Origin of the sequence: Pseudomonas sp. M2(2023) (assembly GCF_030263955.1) — a bacterium.
Classification (GTDB): Bacteria; Pseudomonadota; Gammaproteobacteria; order Pseudomonadales; family Pseudomonadaceae; genus Aquipseudomonas; species Aquipseudomonas asiatica.
In genome coordinates this window covers 4,722,610-4,736,837 of record NZ_CP127114.1, presented here as the reverse complement: position 1 = coordinate 4,736,837, position 14,228 = coordinate 4,722,610, and the positions used below count along the sequence as shown (strand labels likewise).

At 63.5% G+C, this 14,228-nt stretch carries 18 protein-coding genes; 10 read left to right on the top strand and 8 right to left on the bottom strand.

Annotated elements, in window-relative coordinates:
- Positions 1 to 73 precede the first annotated feature (73 nt).
- Entirely contained in the window at positions 74 to 1,252 is a 1,179-nt protein-coding gene (locus QN085_RS21810) for an acetyl-CoA C-acetyltransferase (protein ID WP_023661199.1), read from the bottom strand.
- Between the two features lie 176 nt (positions 1,253 to 1,428).
- Between QN085_RS21810 and QN085_RS21805 the strand changes: the two genes are divergently transcribed.
- The 4 genes from QN085_RS21805 to QN085_RS21790 all read left to right on the top strand — a co-directional run bounded on the left by QN085_RS21805 (position 1,429) and on the right by QN085_RS21790 (position 4,756).
- Positions 1,429 to 1,695, top strand: a complete 267-nt coding sequence (locus QN085_RS21805; RefSeq protein WP_024087737.1) for a PepSY domain-containing protein — start codon at positions 1,429 to 1,431, stop codon at positions 1,693 to 1,695.
- Positions 1,692 to 2,225, top strand: coding sequence for a cytochrome b/b6 domain-containing protein (locus QN085_RS21800; protein ID WP_023661197.1), 534 nt, complete (start codon positions 1,692 to 1,694; stop codon positions 2,223 to 2,225). The genes QN085_RS21805 and QN085_RS21800 overlap by 4 nt, the downstream gene beginning before the upstream one ends.
- A gap of 243 nt (positions 2,226 to 2,468) precedes the next feature.
- On the top strand, positions 2,469 to 3,680 hold the full coding sequence (gene fabV / locus QN085_RS21795) for an enoyl-ACP reductase FabV (protein ID WP_023661196.1): 1,212 nt from the start codon (positions 2,469 to 2,471) through the stop codon (positions 3,678 to 3,680).
- A 167-nt stretch (positions 3,681 to 3,847) separates the two neighbouring features.
- On the top strand, positions 3,848 to 4,756 hold the full coding sequence (locus QN085_RS21790; protein WP_023661195.1) for an alpha/beta hydrolase family protein: 909 nt from the start codon (positions 3,848 to 3,850) through the stop codon (positions 4,754 to 4,756).
- Positions 4,757 to 4,800: 44 nt separating this feature from the next.
- On the opposite strand, the gene QN085_RS21785 is transcribed toward QN085_RS21790, so the two are convergent.
- The 4 genes from QN085_RS21785 to QN085_RS21770 are packed head-to-tail and all read right to left on the bottom strand — an operon-like array spanning position 4,801 to position 6,772.
- Entirely contained in the window at positions 4,801 to 5,142 is a 342-nt protein-coding gene (locus tag QN085_RS21785) for a HopJ type III effector protein (protein ID WP_003260709.1), read from the bottom strand.
- Complete coding sequence (locus QN085_RS21780; protein ID WP_013974201.1) at positions 5,135 to 5,431, bottom strand: DUF1244 domain-containing protein; 297 nt, start codon at positions 5,429 to 5,431, stop codon at positions 5,135 to 5,137. Before QN085_RS21780 ends, QN085_RS21785 begins: the two co-directional genes overlap by 8 nt.
- A gap of 9 nt (positions 5,432 to 5,440) precedes the next feature.
- Positions 5,441 to 6,178, bottom strand: coding sequence for a dihydromonapterin reductase (gene folM / locus QN085_RS21775; protein ID WP_013974200.1), 738 nt, complete (start codon positions 6,176 to 6,178; stop codon positions 5,441 to 5,443).
- Positions 6,179 to 6,211: 33 nt separating this feature from the next.
- Positions 6,212 to 6,772 (bottom strand): putative antibiotic biosynthesis monooxygenase, encoded by a 561-nt coding sequence (locus QN085_RS21770; RefSeq protein WP_023661194.1) that lies wholly within the window; start codon positions 6,770 to 6,772, stop codon positions 6,212 to 6,214.
- Between the two features lie 219 nt (positions 6,773 to 6,991).
- Between QN085_RS21770 and QN085_RS21765 the strand changes: the two genes are divergently transcribed.
- Complete coding sequence (locus QN085_RS21765) at positions 6,992 to 7,924, top strand: MerR family transcriptional regulator (protein WP_024087735.1); 933 nt, start codon at positions 6,992 to 6,994, stop codon at positions 7,922 to 7,924.
- Here the strand turns inward: QN085_RS21765 and QN085_RS21760 are convergent.
- Both QN085_RS21760 and QN085_RS21755 read right to left on the bottom strand, forming a co-directional pair.
- The gene (locus QN085_RS21760) at positions 7,909 to 8,526 is read right to left on the bottom strand and encodes a hypothetical protein (RefSeq protein WP_024087734.1); all 618 of its coding nucleotides are present in this window, start codon (positions 8,524 to 8,526) and stop codon (positions 7,909 to 7,911) included. The two genes, QN085_RS21765 and QN085_RS21760, sit on opposite strands and share 16 nt — an antisense overlap.
- 56 nt (positions 8,527 to 8,582) lie before the next feature.
- Complete coding sequence (locus tag QN085_RS21755; protein ID WP_023662007.1) at positions 8,583 to 9,011, bottom strand: PAS domain S-box protein; 429 nt, start codon at positions 9,009 to 9,011, stop codon at positions 8,583 to 8,585.
- A gap of 128 nt (positions 9,012 to 9,139) precedes the next feature.
- On the opposite strand from QN085_RS21755, the gene QN085_RS21750 reads away from it, so the two are divergent.
- Complete coding sequence (locus QN085_RS21750; RefSeq protein ID WP_023662006.1) at positions 9,140 to 9,595, top strand: flavodoxin; 456 nt, start codon at positions 9,140 to 9,142, stop codon at positions 9,593 to 9,595.
- 127 nt (positions 9,596 to 9,722) lie between these two features.
- On the opposite strand, the gene QN085_RS21745 is transcribed toward QN085_RS21750, so the two are convergent.
- A complete protein-coding gene (locus tag QN085_RS21745) occupies positions 9,723 to 10,619 on the bottom strand; it encodes a LysR family transcriptional regulator (RefSeq protein ID WP_041505620.1) in 897 nt (298 codons plus the stop codon).
- A gap of 96 nt (positions 10,620 to 10,715) precedes the next feature.
- On the opposite strand from QN085_RS21745, the gene QN085_RS21740 reads away from it, so the two are divergent.
- The 4 genes from QN085_RS21740 (at position 10,716) to QN085_RS21725 (ending at position 13,995) form a co-directional block, all read left to right on the top strand.
- The gene (locus QN085_RS21740; protein WP_013974193.1) at positions 10,716 to 11,102 is read left to right on the top strand and encodes a CidA/LrgA family protein; all 387 of its coding nucleotides are present in this window, start codon (positions 10,716 to 10,718) and stop codon (positions 11,100 to 11,102) included.
- Positions 11,092 to 11,778 (top strand): LrgB family protein, encoded by a 687-nt coding sequence (locus QN085_RS21735; RefSeq protein ID WP_024087732.1) that lies wholly within the window; start codon positions 11,092 to 11,094, stop codon positions 11,776 to 11,778. Before QN085_RS21740 ends, QN085_RS21735 begins: the two co-directional genes overlap by 11 nt.
- A 176-nt stretch (positions 11,779 to 11,954) precedes the next feature.
- A complete protein-coding gene (locus tag QN085_RS21730) occupies positions 11,955 to 12,860 on the top strand; it encodes an alpha/beta fold hydrolase (protein WP_024087731.1) in 906 nt (301 codons plus the stop codon).
- A 220-nt stretch (positions 12,861 to 13,080) separates the two neighbouring features.
- A complete protein-coding gene (locus QN085_RS21725; protein WP_024087730.1) occupies positions 13,081 to 13,995 on the top strand; it encodes an SDR family oxidoreductase in 915 nt (304 codons plus the stop codon).
- Positions 13,996 to 14,228: the final 233 nt, after the last annotated feature.

The window sequence follows — 14,228 nt, the reverse complement described above, 5'->3', positions numbered from 1 at the left end:
TCAGCTTCAGTGGGGTTCCTGTGGGAGCGGGTTTACCCGCGAAAGGGCCAGGCCTGTTCAATTCAATCTGTGATCACCGCTCGATTGCCAGGGCCACGCCTTGCCCGCCACCAATGCACAGGGTTGCCAGGCCTTTCCTGGCGTCCCGCTTGATCATCTCGTGCAGCAGGGTCACCAGCACCCGGCACCCGGACGCACCAATCGGGTGGCCAAGGGCAATCGCCCCGCCATTCACGTTGACCCGCGTGGCATCCCATTCCAGCGCCTTGCCCACGGCCAGCGCCTGCGCGGCAAAGGCTTCATTGGCTTCGATCAGGTCCAGCTCGGCCAGTTGCCAGCCGGCCTTGTCCAGGCAGCGCTGGGTGGCCGACACCGGGCCGATGCCCATGATCGCCGGATCTACACCGGCACTGGCGTAAGCCGCGATCTTGGCCAGCACCGGCAGGCCCAGGGCCTTTGCCTTGGCGGCGCTCATCAGCAGTACGGCGGCGGCACCGTCATTCAGGCTCGAGGCGTTGCCAGCGGTGACGCTGCCGTCCTTCTTGAACGCCGGGCGAAGTTTGCTCAGGGATTCAGCGGTGGTATCCGGGCGTGGCTGTTCGTCCCGCGCGAACACCTTGGGTTCTCCCTTCTTCTGCGGCAGCACGATCGGGGTGATTTCATCATCGAAGCGGCCGGCTTCCATCGCCGCCACCGCCTTGCGCTGCGACTCGGCGGCGAAGGCATCCTGCTGCTCACGGCTGAGGCCGTACTGGTCCACCAGGTTTTCAGCGGTGATACCCATGTGGTAGTCGTTGAAGGCATCCCACAGGCCGTCGCTGATCATGCTGTCGATCAGCTGGCCATGGCCCATGCGCTGGCCGGTGCGGGCTGAAGGCATCACATAAGGGGCAAGGCTCATGTTCTCCTGGCCGCCGGCGATGACCACCTCGGCATCACCGCAGCGAATGGCCTGAGCGGCCAGGTGCAGTGCCTTCAGGCCCGAGCCGCAGACCTTGTTCAGGGTCATTGCCGGCACGCTGAAGGGCAGGCCGGCCTTGATCGCGGCCTGGCGTGCCGGGTTCTGCCCGGCACCGGCGGTAAGCACCTGGCCGAGGATGACTTCGTCGACCTGCTCCGGGGCCAGCCCGGTCTGTTCCAGCAGGCGCTTGATCACGGCGGCACCGAGGTCTACTGCAGGCACAGTGGCCAAGGCGCCCTGGAAGCTGCCGATGGCGGTACGGGTTGCGGCGACGATCACCACGTCGTTCATGTTGTTGTTCTCCGTGCGATGGGCGTAATGCCTCAAGCATCGGTGGCTTTGGCTCATTTGTTAAGTTTGTTTTTCTTTGCGATTGATGTGTAAAGCAAATGAATGAGCGCGAAGCGACCTGCGGAACTATGCTCAGGGATGCGCTATTACACTCATCTGGATGGGAGCACATGCCCATGCGTATATTGATCGCCATGACCCTCCTGATCGGCAGCAGCGCTGCATTCGCCGCCACCGAATGCACCACCGCTGACAAAAGCACCTGGCAGGATCAGGAAAAATTCCAGGCGCAGCTCAAGGAGCAGGGCTACAAGATCAACAAGTTCAAGGTCACCAAGGGTAACTGCTACGAGATCTACGGTTTCGACAAGGATGGCAAGAAGGTCGAGATCTACCATGACCCAGTGACGGGCAAGGCAGTCAAGACCGAGTACCACGATTGAACAGCGACGGCACGGTACAGCTGTGGGACCCCCTACTGCGGCTGTGCCACTGGTCTATCGCCGTGGTGTTCTTCGCCAACTACTTCTTCAACGAAGAGGGTGAAGACTGGCACCAGTGGCTGGGCTACTACGCACTAGCCGTTGTGGTGGTGCGTGTGGTCTGGGGCTTTGTCGGGCCACGCAGCGCGCGCTGGGCCGATTTCTGGCCATCCCCGGCAAGCCTGGTCGGACATGCCCGTGCGCTGCTGCATGGGGGGCTTGACCATCATATGGGGCATTCGCCGATTGGCGCCCTGGTGATGGTGCTGATGCTGACTTGCATCGCCGGCCTGGGCCTTACCGGATGGGCGTCGCAGGAGGTGGACGCACTGTTTGGTGTCGACTGGCCGATGGACCTGCACAGCTGGCTGGCCAACGCGCTGCTGGTGCTGGTTTGCGTGCATGTGCTGGCGGCCATCTACGAGAGCGTGCGCATGCGGGAAAACCTGCCGTGGTCGATGATCACGGGGCGCCGTCGGCACCGCGATTGACGTTGGCAGCCACTTCCCGGCTGAACCTGCTCCCACAGCTGCTGCGCAGCCCTCAAGATCTGCGCGGTCCCTGTGGGCAGGTTTACCCGCGAGGAGGCCGGCAGAGGCAAACCTCGGTTTTGAATCCCTTTGATCACCCCGTAATATGTGTCGGATAACCTGCGGGGGTAGTCTCACCCTCTGATCAACCGGAATCGCCCATGGCGGCGCTTCCCCCGGCATAAACCTGACGAGGTACAGACATTGGCCATCATTCATCCTAAGGTCCGCGGTTTCATCTGCACCACGACTCACCCGAAGGGCTGCGAGCTCAACGTCCGTGACCAGATCGAAGCCACCCGCAAGCTGGGCGTGCGCGAGGATGGCCCGAAGAAGGTTCTGGTCATCGGTGCTTCCAGCGGCTACGGCCTGGCAGCCCGCATCACCGCGGCGTTCGGCTTCAAGGCCGACACCCTGGGCGTGTTCTTCGAAAAACCAGGCACCGAGACCAAGGCCGGCACCGCTGGCTGGTACAACGCTGCAGCCTTCGACAAGTTCGCCAAGGCCGAGGGCCTGTACAGCAAATCGATCAATGGTGACGCCTTCTCCGACGAAGCTCGTGCCAAGGTCATCGAGCTGATCAAGAACGAAATGGGCGGCAAGGTCGACCTGGTCATCTACTCGCTGGCCTCGCCAGTACGCAAGCTGCCGCAGACCGGTGAACTGGTGCGTTCGGCCCTGAAGCCGATCGGCCAGCCGTACAAGTCGACCGCCATCGACACCAACAAGGACACCATCATCGAGGCCAGCATCGAGCCGGCTACCGAGCAGGAAATCGCCGACACCGTCACCGTCATGGGTGGCCAGGACTGGCAGTTGTGGATCGACGCCCTGGCTGGTGCCAACGTGCTGGCCGAAGGCGCCCGCACCGTGGCCTTCAGCTACATCGGCAGCGACATCACCTGGCCGATCTACTGGCACGGTGCGCTGGGCCAGGCCAAGCAGGACCTGGACGAAACCGCCCTGCGCCTGGACAAGAAGCTGGCCGATGAAGTCAAGGGCGGCGCCAACGTGGCGGTGCTGAAGTCGGTGGTTACCCAGGCCAGCTCGGCCATCCCGGTGATGCCGCTGTACCTGTCGATGGTGTTCAAGATCATGCAGGAGAAGGGTGTTCACGAAGGCACCCAGGACCAGCTGGACCGCATGTACCGCGACCGCATGTACCGTGCCGACGGCGCGCCGGCCGAGGTCGACGAGAAGGGCCGCCTGCGCCTGGACGACTGGGAACTGCGTGATGACGTGCAGGACGCTTGCAAGGCGCTGTGGCCACAGGTGACCACCGAGAACCTGTTCGAGCTGACCGACTATGCCGGTTACAAGAAGCAGTTCCTCAACCTGTTCGGCTTCGAGCGCGCTGACGTCAACTACGACGAAGACGTGGCTACCGATGTGAAGTTCGACTGCATCGAGCTGTAATCGCTGCCGGCCTGTACCGGCCCTTTCGCGGGTAAACCCGCTCCCACAGGGATCACTTCTAACTTGAGGGGAATGGAGTACCTGTAGGAGCGGGTTTACCCGCGAAGAGGCCGGTACAGGCTATAAAATCTTTGCTAGCTTTGGCGCACAACAACAGGGAATGTGCCATGAGCAGCCTCACCCAACCCGCCACTGCCTTTCGCCACACCACAGCCGACGGCTACAGCCTCGGCGGTTTCCGCTGGCGCCACGCCCGACCTGACCCCCAGCGCCCGCTGGTGATCATCAACGCTGCCACTTCGGTACGCTGCCACTACTACTCGCGTTTCGCCGACTACCTGTTCGCGCAAGGTTGCGATGTGCTGACATACGACTACCGTGGCATCGGCGAATCCCGCCCGGCATCGCTGCGTGGCTTCCAGGCATCATGGAGCGACTGGGGCCGGCTGGATTTCGAAGCCATGCTGGTGCATGCCGCAGAACATTTCCCCGGCCAGCCGGTGGACGTGGTGGGGCACAGTTTTGGCGGGTGCGCAGTGGGGCTGGCACCGTCGGCGAGCAAGGTTCGCCGGGTGGTGATGGTTGGCGCGCAATTCGCCTACTGGCGTGATTATGCGGCTGACCAGCGTTGGCAGCTGTTCTGCAAGTGGCATGTGGTAATGCCGCTGCTCACCCGCGTGTTCGGTTATTTTCCCGGCAAGCGCCTGGGTTGGCTGGAGGACACGCCATCCGGCGTGGTGCACGATTGGACCACCCGTACCCCGCGCTATGAGCACCGACCCAGCGGGCTTGCACTGGAGGCACTACCGTTCGCCCAGGTGCGGGCGGCGACGCTGGCCATCAGCCTGACCGATGACCCCTTTGGTACCGTGGCGGCGACCGAGCGTTTGCTGGGTTATCTGCAGGGCGCCGAGCGCCAGCACCTGCGTATTGCGCCTGTGGATATCTCGGTCGATGAAATTGGCCATTTCGCGTTCTTCCATGACCGCTTTCGCGAAAGGTTGTGGCCGGTGGCCTTGCAGTGGTTGCAGCAGGGTGGGTTGGCGGGTGAGGTCCCAGGAAGGATCATGGGTTGATGCTGTCTGCGCCGGCGAAAGGGCCGCGGAGCGGCCCCAAAATCTCAAGCCTTGCGCGCAAGCGGCAGCTCGGCGAACTTGACGCCCGCCAGCCCATGCTTGATCAGCGCCCGGATATTGCCATGGTCGCTGCCCTCGGGCGTGGCCACCACGTCACGGTAGTGCTCGCCAAAGGCCAGCAGCGCTTCCTGGTCGCTCAGCCCTTCCAGCAGCGCCAGGCCCAGGGTCTTGCACGAACCTTCGTTCTGCCCGGCTGCATTCGCCACGCCGCCATTGTCGAAGGCCTGTGGCTGGTAGCTGTAGTTGTCGGCAATGAACGCCAGGGTGTCGGCAAACACGTGTTGGCCGCTGGCCAGGCTGGCGCGCAGTGTGTTCAGGTCAGTCACGAGGTTTTCCTTTTTCGAACGCCGCTTGTTGGTCGGCGCTGGCTTCTTTCTGGTATTGGGCTTTCCACTCGGCGTAAGGCATGCCGTACACCGCTTCGCGGGCGTCATCCAGGCTCAGGTCGAGCTGGCGCTCGTCAGCCGCGGCCTTGTACCACTTGGAGAGGCAGTTGCGGCAGAAACCGGACAGGTTCATCAGGTCGATGTTCTGCACGTCGGTGCGCTTCTGCAGGTGTTCGATCAGGCGCCGGAACGCGGCGGCCTCGAGTTCGAGCTGTTGCTGTGGGGTCATGGGCTTCTCTCAGGTCATGCGGTTCTTCAGGTGGCGGCCACCGTTGATGACCACCTGGCTGCCGGTGCTGTACTGGCTGGCGAGCAGGTACTTTACCGTCTCGATCAGCGGGCCGGCGCCGGGTTCGAACTCCAGCAGGGCCTTTTTCAGGGTCTGCTGGCGGTAGGTTTCGTCACCCCCTTCCTTGAGGATCAGCAGCCCGGGCAGGATACCGTTCACACGCACCTTGGGCGCATATTTTTCGGCGAACGACAGCACCATGTTCTGCAACGCGGCCTTGGTCGCGGCGTAGCCGATGTGGCTTTTGCTGCCGCGCGAAGAGGTTTCGTCGCAAATGTGGATGATGTCGGCCTTTTCCACCTTGGCCAGCAGGTCGCCCAAGGCCAGGTTGAGGTGGTAGGGCGCTTCGACGTGAAGGCGGAACATGGTCTCGAGGTTGTCGAGGCCATCGTCGAGCCACAACGAGGCGTTGTGGATGACCGCGCGCAGGCCGTCGTAATGGTTGTGCAAGTAGTCGATCAGGGCCTGTCGATCGGCCAGCTGGCACAGGTCGGCCTGGAACTGCACGATGTTCGGGTGGGCCGCCTGTGGCTGGATGCTGCGGCTGGCACTGACCACCGTATGGCCGGCCTGTGCCAGTTCAAGGGCCAGGGCCAGCCCGACGCGCTGGCTGGCTCCGGTAACGAGAATGGGGCTGTTCATGTTCGGGGCGGTCAACTTGTCTGTCCTTTGGTTGCCGCCCAGCATACCCGAACTGTCTACCGCGTGTACGGCCTGGCCTCAGCGGCTGCGCAGGGCGCCGGCAGGGGCGGGGGACGCATGCAGCCAGCCGGCCAGCAAACGGGTGGACAGGGGGATGAACAGGTAGACCATCACCGGCGTCAGGCCCAGGGTGCTGAGCAGTACCCGTGGTACCAGGTCCAGCGCAGCGAGCCAGTGGCCGAACACCAGGTTGAACACCAGCGAGACCGGGAAGAAGGCCAGCCAGATGGCCACAGCCTGCTTCCAACGTGGTGGTTTTTGCACCATGTTGGTGCCAAACCAGTCGTCGATGCCGCTCACGCGCGCTTCCTTGGGGCGTTCGAAGAGCCCGTTCCCGCGTTGCAACCAGGCCCGACGCGAGGCGGAATGTTCCCAGGCATGCAGAGTAGGCTCGTCGCTGAAACGGAAGATGATCTGGAATTCGTCGCTGTCGTGGGGGGGCGCGAGGATGCCCGAGCCAAGGTAGCCGGGGAAGTCGGTGGCCAGCTGCTCGCCTTCATGCAGCCAGGCCAGCAAGTCCTGGTAGCGGCCATGGGCGGCGCGGCGCGACACCATCAAGGTGACGGGTGGGGTAGACATTGTGTATCTCCTGGCAACGGGGCTGGCGGGTAGCCGGCCCCTTTGGCTGAGTGGCCCGGGGTGGTGGGCGACACAGGCATGCATGCAAGAATCGGGCGCGGATTATCGCCCATCCGCGATCTTCGGCAACTGTAAGCCGGCAAACGGTTGCGCCCCAGCGTCTGGTATTGCCGTAGTAGACTAGGTGTTCAACTTGGACACACAGGGAACCCCGTGCAGATGAACGAACAGGGACTGAATCCGGTAATCGATGCGGGCCTCGCGCAGGACCTGTTTCCGATCCGTGAGGTTTCCCGCCTGACCGGCGTCAATGCCGTGACCTTGCGCGCCTGGGAGCGCCGCCACGGTCTGATCCAGCCAACCCGCACCGACAGCGGCCACCGCCTGTATTCCCAGGCCGACATCGATGACATCCGCCGCATCCTTGGCTGGCTGGAGCGCGGCGTGGCGGTAAGCAAGGTTGCCAGCATCCTCGCGCGCGACCATGCCCGTGCCGGGCAGGCAGGTGGCGCGACGGGCGCCTGGGGGCGCTGGCAGCAGCAGATTCGCCAGGCGTTACAACGTTTTGACCTTGTCGGCCTGGACCGCCTGTTCGACGAGGTATTTGCCGCCTGCACCCTGGACCAGGTATTCAGTGAAGTGTTCATGCCGGTGTGGCATGACCTGGCGGCCGGTCAGGGCGGCTACGGGCAGGCCAGCGAGTGGCTGTTCCTCGATCAGTTCCTGCGTGGCCGGGTGTATACCCGCTTGCAACTCGCCCGTGCGCCGCGCAGCCGCATGGTGCTGCTGGCGCCATTGCCGGGGCAGTGCCACGAGTTGGATTTGCTGGTGACCAGCCTGACCTTGGGCAGCGATGAAGTTGGCGTGACGCCACTGGCGAGCGGGCAGCCGCTGGCAGAACTGGCACTGGTCTGCGAACGCCTGAAACCGGATGCCCTGGTGCTGTTTTCCCATCAGCCGCCCACGGCGGAGCTCACACGGCGGCTGACGCGCCTAGTGGCAGGGCTGGAGTGCCCGTTGTTACTGGCGGGTGAAGCGGCGGAACTGGCACAGGACAGCCTGGCTGGCAGCCCGATCGCTTGCCTGGGTGCGCAGGGTAGCGTGATGCGCCAGCGTTTGCGGCAGTTTCTGGCCGGTCAGTTCGATACCTGAGTGTGTAGCTCGGGGTGGGCCCGGCGATGGGCCTGGAGGATGTAGTCGCGCAGGCGTTCGATCTCTTCGGCCGGGCTTTGGCTGAGGTCGTAGGCTGCCAGGTCCGGGCCGATGCGCCGGCCCAGCACGCCATGCAGTTCGATGGGGGGGATGCCATCAGGGGCGAAACGCAATTCGAAGTGGGCTGGTGCCGCTGGCAGGCCACGGACTTCCAGCAATGTGCCCTTGAACGAGATCTCGCGAACCCACAGGCCAGTTTCCTGCCCATGGGCATCGAGCAGTGCGCTCGGCTTCTCCATCGACAGGCGCCAGGGGCGCAGCATGGGGCCGTCCTCGTAGATTTCCGGTGAGCCCAGTTGCAGGTGCAGGGCGTGGAACTCGTCTTCCACCAGTTGCAGCGGGAAGCTGATTTGCTGGTTGTTGAACTGCGCCTGCAGAGTTACCTGCTCGTTGGCCACCAAGCGGGTGAGCAAGCTCTGGATGCGATGGTCGCCATTGACCAGCAGGCTCGACATGGGGTCGGCCAGGTTCAACTGCGGCGAATGCTGCATGTTCTGTATGAAATCCAGCTCGTCCTGGGTCAGGAGCGCTTCTGCTTGCATGATCGAACTCGATGGCGATTTCTTCAACGGGATTGACCGTGCGTGGCGAACTTGGTTCAGGTGCGTTCGTCGGGTTTCTGACGAACGCGCAGTTGTGCCAGTTCCCGCTCCAGTTCTACCTGGCGAGTGACGTCTTTCTGAATGCCGATGAAGTAAGTGCGCTGTTCGGCATCGTGCCTTACCGGGGTGATCGACAGTTCGTTCCAGAAAGGGCTGCCATCCTTGCGGTAGTTGCGCAGCACTTCGCGGCACGGGCGGCCTTCGGCCAGGGCCTTGCGGATGCGGGCGCGGCCAAGCTGGTCGCGGTCGTCGGCCTGCAGGAAGCGGCAATCCTGATAGAGGATTTCGTCACGGCTGTAGCCGGTCAGGCGTTCGAAGGCCGCGTTCACGTAGATGAGGATGGTGTCGTCGCCTTCCTGTTCGGCGACCACGATGCCGTCGTTGGACGCATCGACCATGGATTGCAGTAGTTGCGCATTGATCATGTTCGGGCCATTGAGTGAACAAAGGTGCGAAGCAGGGCTGAGGATGGTGACTTTGGTAGAGGCGGCCTTTTGCCAGCGCCGGATGCTAGTATCCTACGTTTTCACTCAGTTTCGGAATCCTCTACCCGATGAAAGTCGCCATTATTTCCGGATCGGTCTACGGCACCGCCGAAGAAGTCGCCCGTCACGCTGAATCGCTGCTCAAGGCTGCTGGCCTGGAGGCCTGGCATGCGGCGCGCGCCACCTTGCAGGACCTTGAAGGTTTCGCCCCCGACGCCTTGCTGGCCGTGACCTCGACCACTGGCATGGGCGAACTGCCGGACAACCTCATGCCGTTGTATTGCAGCATTCGCGATACCCTGCCTGCGGCCTGGCGTGGCCTGCCGGGTGCGGTGATTGCGCTGGGTGATAGCAGTTATGGCGATACCTATTGCGGTGGTGGCGAGCAGATGCGCGAACTGTTTGCCGAACTGGGCGTGCGCGAAGTGCAGCCGATGTTGCGCCTGGATGCCAGCGAGACGGTGACTCCGGAGGCGGATGCAGAGCCTTGGTTGGCTGAGTTGGTGAGTACACTTAACGCCTGACGGGTATTTTTCGCCTGTACCGGCCTCTTCGCGGGTGAACCCGCTCCCACAGGTACTGCACAGATTTCAGAGGCTGTGGTGTTCCTGTGGGAGCGGGTTTACCCGCGAAGAGGCCGGCAACGGCAACTCATCCCTTGCTGCCGAGCACCGGCCACTCGCTCACCAGTGCCAACCACGCCTGCGCCGCCCGTGACAGATACGCCCCGCGCCGCCAGATGAACGCGATATCCCAACGCAAATCTGCCGGCGAGCGCAGCGGCAAGCGCACCACACCGGGGCGCTCCAGCGCTTTCGCCACCACACGGGGCAGCAGCACCACGCCCTGGCCCGCTGCCGCCAGCGCCGCGAGGAAGTCCGCCTGGCCACTGCGCCCGCCTTCCTTGGGGGTAAAGCCCTGCTGCTGGCACGCCTTCAGCAGCCGGTCATTGAGCACGAAGCTGCGTTGGTAAAGCAGGAACGGCGTATCGGCCAGCTGCCGCAGATCTACCACTTCCTGGCCTGCCAGCTCGTGCCCGGCAGGCAACAGGGCATCCATTGGCTCGTTGCAGAAGGGCTGGTAGTCGAACGCCTCGTCACTGGGCGTCAGGCTGCCACCCAGTTCCAGTTCGCCACTCCTGACCGCCTGTTCGATGCTGCGGCTGCCGCCTTCGAGCAACTGGATCGCGATGTTCGGGTGACGCCGCCGATATTCGGCGAACAACCCGGCGAACAGCGCGTCGCTGCCCAGCATCGGCAAGCCCAGGCGCAGCTCACCGCGGCCCATCTGGCTGAGGTCGTCCAGTTCGCTGAGCAGTGCCTGACGCTGGCGCAGCAAGGCTTCGCCACGCTCCAGCACGATGCGCCCGGCAGCGGTCAGGTGCAACTGCGAGGCCTGGCGCTCCAGCAGCGGCTGGCCCACATCTTGCTCCAACTGAGCCACCTGCTTGCTCACCGCCGACTGGCTGATGTGCAGGGTCTGCGCGGCCTGGGTAAAACCGCCGCGGTGGACCACTTCGATAAAGCTGCGCAGCTGTTTGAATTCCATGATCACCATTCCATTCTGGAATGGTGTTCAGTCTAACAATTCGCTTCTGGCCTAGGCAGCCAAATCTTAAAATGAGGGCCTGTAGAGGAACCCCCCATGAAACCCGCGTTGTTGAAAAAAGCCCTGCGCCTGCTCGTCGAGTTGGCGATCCTCTGTGCTCTGTTCCTGCTCGGTGGCCAGCTTGCCACTTGGCTGGGCTGGCCGATTCCTGGCGGCGTGATGGGCCTGGCATTGCTGCTGTTGCTGTTCGCCTCGGGTGTGCTCAAGCCGGCCATGCTGCAACTGGGCGCCGGCTGGCTGATGGCTGAGATGCTGCTGTTCTTCATCCCGGCGCTGATGAGCCTGCTCGATTACGGCGCCCTGATTCGTGACGAGGGCTGGCGCATCCTGCTGGTGATCGCCGTGAGCACCCTGATGGTAATGGTTGTGACCGCGTTGACCGTGGAACTGGTGTGCCGCTGGAGGTTGCGCCATGAGCCTTGAACCTATGCCGCTGTTCTGGCTGGCCCTGACCTTGCTGGCGTACCTGGGCAGCCGCTGGTTGTACCGGCGCAGCGGGCGCTACCTGCTGTCGCCGCTGATCCTGGTGCCGGTTTTGTTGCTGGCGGTGGCCGTGCCGCTGCACACCGCCTATGCCGAGTACGCCCGCAACACCCACTGGCTGATGAGCGTGCTTGGCCCGGTGACCGTGGCCTTCGCGGTGCCGATCTGGCAGCAACGGGCCATGCTGGCGCGCCACTGGCCGGCACTGATGGTGGGCATGGTCGCCGGCAGCAGCGCTTCGATCGCCAGTTCCTGGGGGTTGGCTCATATGTTGGCGCTGGACAGCGCGACCAGCCTGTCGCTTGTGCCGCGTTCGATCACCACGCCCTTTGCCATGCCATTGGCCCATGACCTGGGTGGCGTACCGGAGCTCACGGCGGTGTTCGTGATGTTCACCGGCGTGCTGGGCGCCATGTTCGGCGGTGTGCTGCTGCGCTGGTTGCCGTTGCGCACGCCGCTGGCGCGGGGCGCGCTGTTCGGCGTGGGCGCCCATGGTGCCGGTGTCAGCCGGGCACAGGAGGTAGGCCGCGAGGAGGGCTCGGTGGCCGGCCTGGTCATGGTCCTGACCGGGCTGCTGAACCTGTTCGCGGCACCGCTGCTGGCCATGCTGCTCTGACCGTTCGTGCCACTGACTCGCCAAGTCATCAAGCTGGCTGGCAACGCAAGTTCCAGCCCATGGGCTGCTGGCTAGACTCAGCCTCGACATAGAGAGCACATGTAAGTGCCGAGGTGACATGCAATGACCGCAGCCTTGCTCTATTCCGCCAACACCACTTCACCGGGACCGTTCTGATGCCCATGGCCGAAATTCCATTGTGCGTCTGGCGTACCCGGGGACAGAGTTTCAGCTTCCGGGGCCAGAGCATCCGCTACTGGACCGCAGGGCAAGGAGAGCCCCTGCTTCTGTTGCACGGTTTCCCCACCGCCAGCTGGGATTGGCACTACCTGTGGGGGCCTTTGGCCCAGCGCTTCCGGGTTATCGCCTGTGACATGCTCGGCTTTGGCGATTCGGCCAAACCGGTCGATCACGTGTATAGCCTGATGGAGCAGGCCGACCTGCAGCAGGCTTTGCTCGCCGAGCTGAAGGTCGACCAGCCGGTGCATCTGTTGGCCCATGACTACGGCGGCAGTGTGGCCCAGGAAATGCTGGCGCGGCATCATGAACAGCGCGCCAGCATTGCCAGCTGCGTGTTCCTGAACAGCGGGCTGTTCCCCGAAAGCTGCCGCATGCTGCTGGTACAGAAGCTGTTGCTCAGCCGCCTGGGCTGGCTGGTAGGGCGCTCGTTCGGTCGCGACGACCTGGTGCGCAACTTGACCCAGGTCTACGGCCCTTGCACCCACCCCAGTGAAAGTGCGCTGGATGACTGCTGGAGCCTGATAGCCGCCAACCGTGGCACGCGCATCCTGCACAAGCTGGTGGGTTACATGCCAGAGCGCAGGTTGCACCGGGACCGCTGGGTTGGCGCGATGCAGCACGAAGGCGTGCCGCTGCGCTTTATCAATGGCGTGGACGACCCGCTTTCCGGCGCACACATGGTGGAGCGCTACCGGCAACTGGTGCCGGAGCCGGACACCGTGCAGTTGCACGGCATCGGCCATTACCCGCATACCGAAGCGCCGGTGCAGGTGCTGCGCCATTACCTGGCCTTTCGTGAACAACCGTTGAGCTGTTTCCAGCAGAAAGTGGCGTGGTCCTGACAGGGCCTCATCGCCGGCAAGCTGGCTCCCACAGGTACAGCGCATGCCTGGAGGCCGGCGCGGTTGGTTTGGGAGCTGGCTTGCCGGCGATGGGCCGCAAAGCGGCCCCGTAACCATCGTGCTGCGTTATTGCCAGGCATTCAGCCTGCGTGAGCTTGATTGTCCACCCGCCGCTGGCGGCGGACACTCGGCCTACCTGAATCTGCCTGGAGCCATGAGCATGAGCGAGCCTGTCTGTCTGCAAGATCGCGTGGTGATAGTCACCGGAGCCGGGGGCGGCCTGGGCCGTGCCCATGCGCTGCTGTTCGCTGCCCGTGGTGCGCGGGTGGTGGTCAACGACCTCGGCGGGTCCACCCACGGTGAAGGTGCCAGCGCCTCCGCCGCCGACCGAGTTGTAGCGGAGATCCGCGCCGCTGGTGGCAGTGCCATTGCCAACCATGATTCGGTCAGCCAAGGCGCGCGTATTGTCGAGCAGGCCCTGGACAGCTTCGGCCGGGTCGATGTGCTGGTGAACAATGCCGGCATCCTGCGTGACAAAACCTTCCACAAGATGGAAGACAGCGACTGGGAGCAGGTGTATCAGGTGCATGTCGAGGGGGCTTACAAGGTCACCCGCGCCGCCTGGCCGCACCTGCGCGAGCAGAACTGGGGGCGGGTGATCTTCACCGCTTCCACGTCCGGCATCTACGGCAACTTCGGCCAGGCCAATTACGGCATGGCCAAGCTGGGCCTGTATGGGCTGACACGTACCCTGGCGATCGAAGGGCGCAAGCACGGCATCCTGGTCAACGCCATCGCCCCCACGGGTGGCACCCGCATGACCGAAGGGTTGATCCCGCCCCAGGTGTTCGAGCGGCTCAAGCCTGAGCTGGTCAGCCCGCTGGTGGTGTATCTGGGCAGCGAGCAGTGCCAGGGCAGTGGTGAGCTGTTCGAAGTGGGTGGCGGTTGGGTGGGCAAGGTGCGTTGGGAGCGCAGCCTGGGGGTAGGCTTCGATCCGCGTGAAGGCTTTACTCCGGAGCAGGTGGCGGAGAACTGGGCACGGATTGGCGACTTCGACGGGGCAGTGCACCCACAGGACAGCTTGCAGGCGTTGCAGCAGATGATGGCGAACTTGCAGAAGTATCCGCTGGGCTGAAACTTGTATGCCTGTGCTGACCTCTTCGCGGGTAAACCCGCTCCCACAGGTACACCACAAGCCCCTGGGGTAGTGATATCTCTGTGGGAGCGGGTTTACCCGCGAAGAGGCCAGCACAGGCGAAGAAATTTTCAGGGCAGATAAAAAAGGCCGCTGCAAGCCGCAGCGGCCAATCGAGACGTCAGATCAAGGAGCTTCAAAATCTACGTCGGTGAACCTCGCAGGCCTGAAAG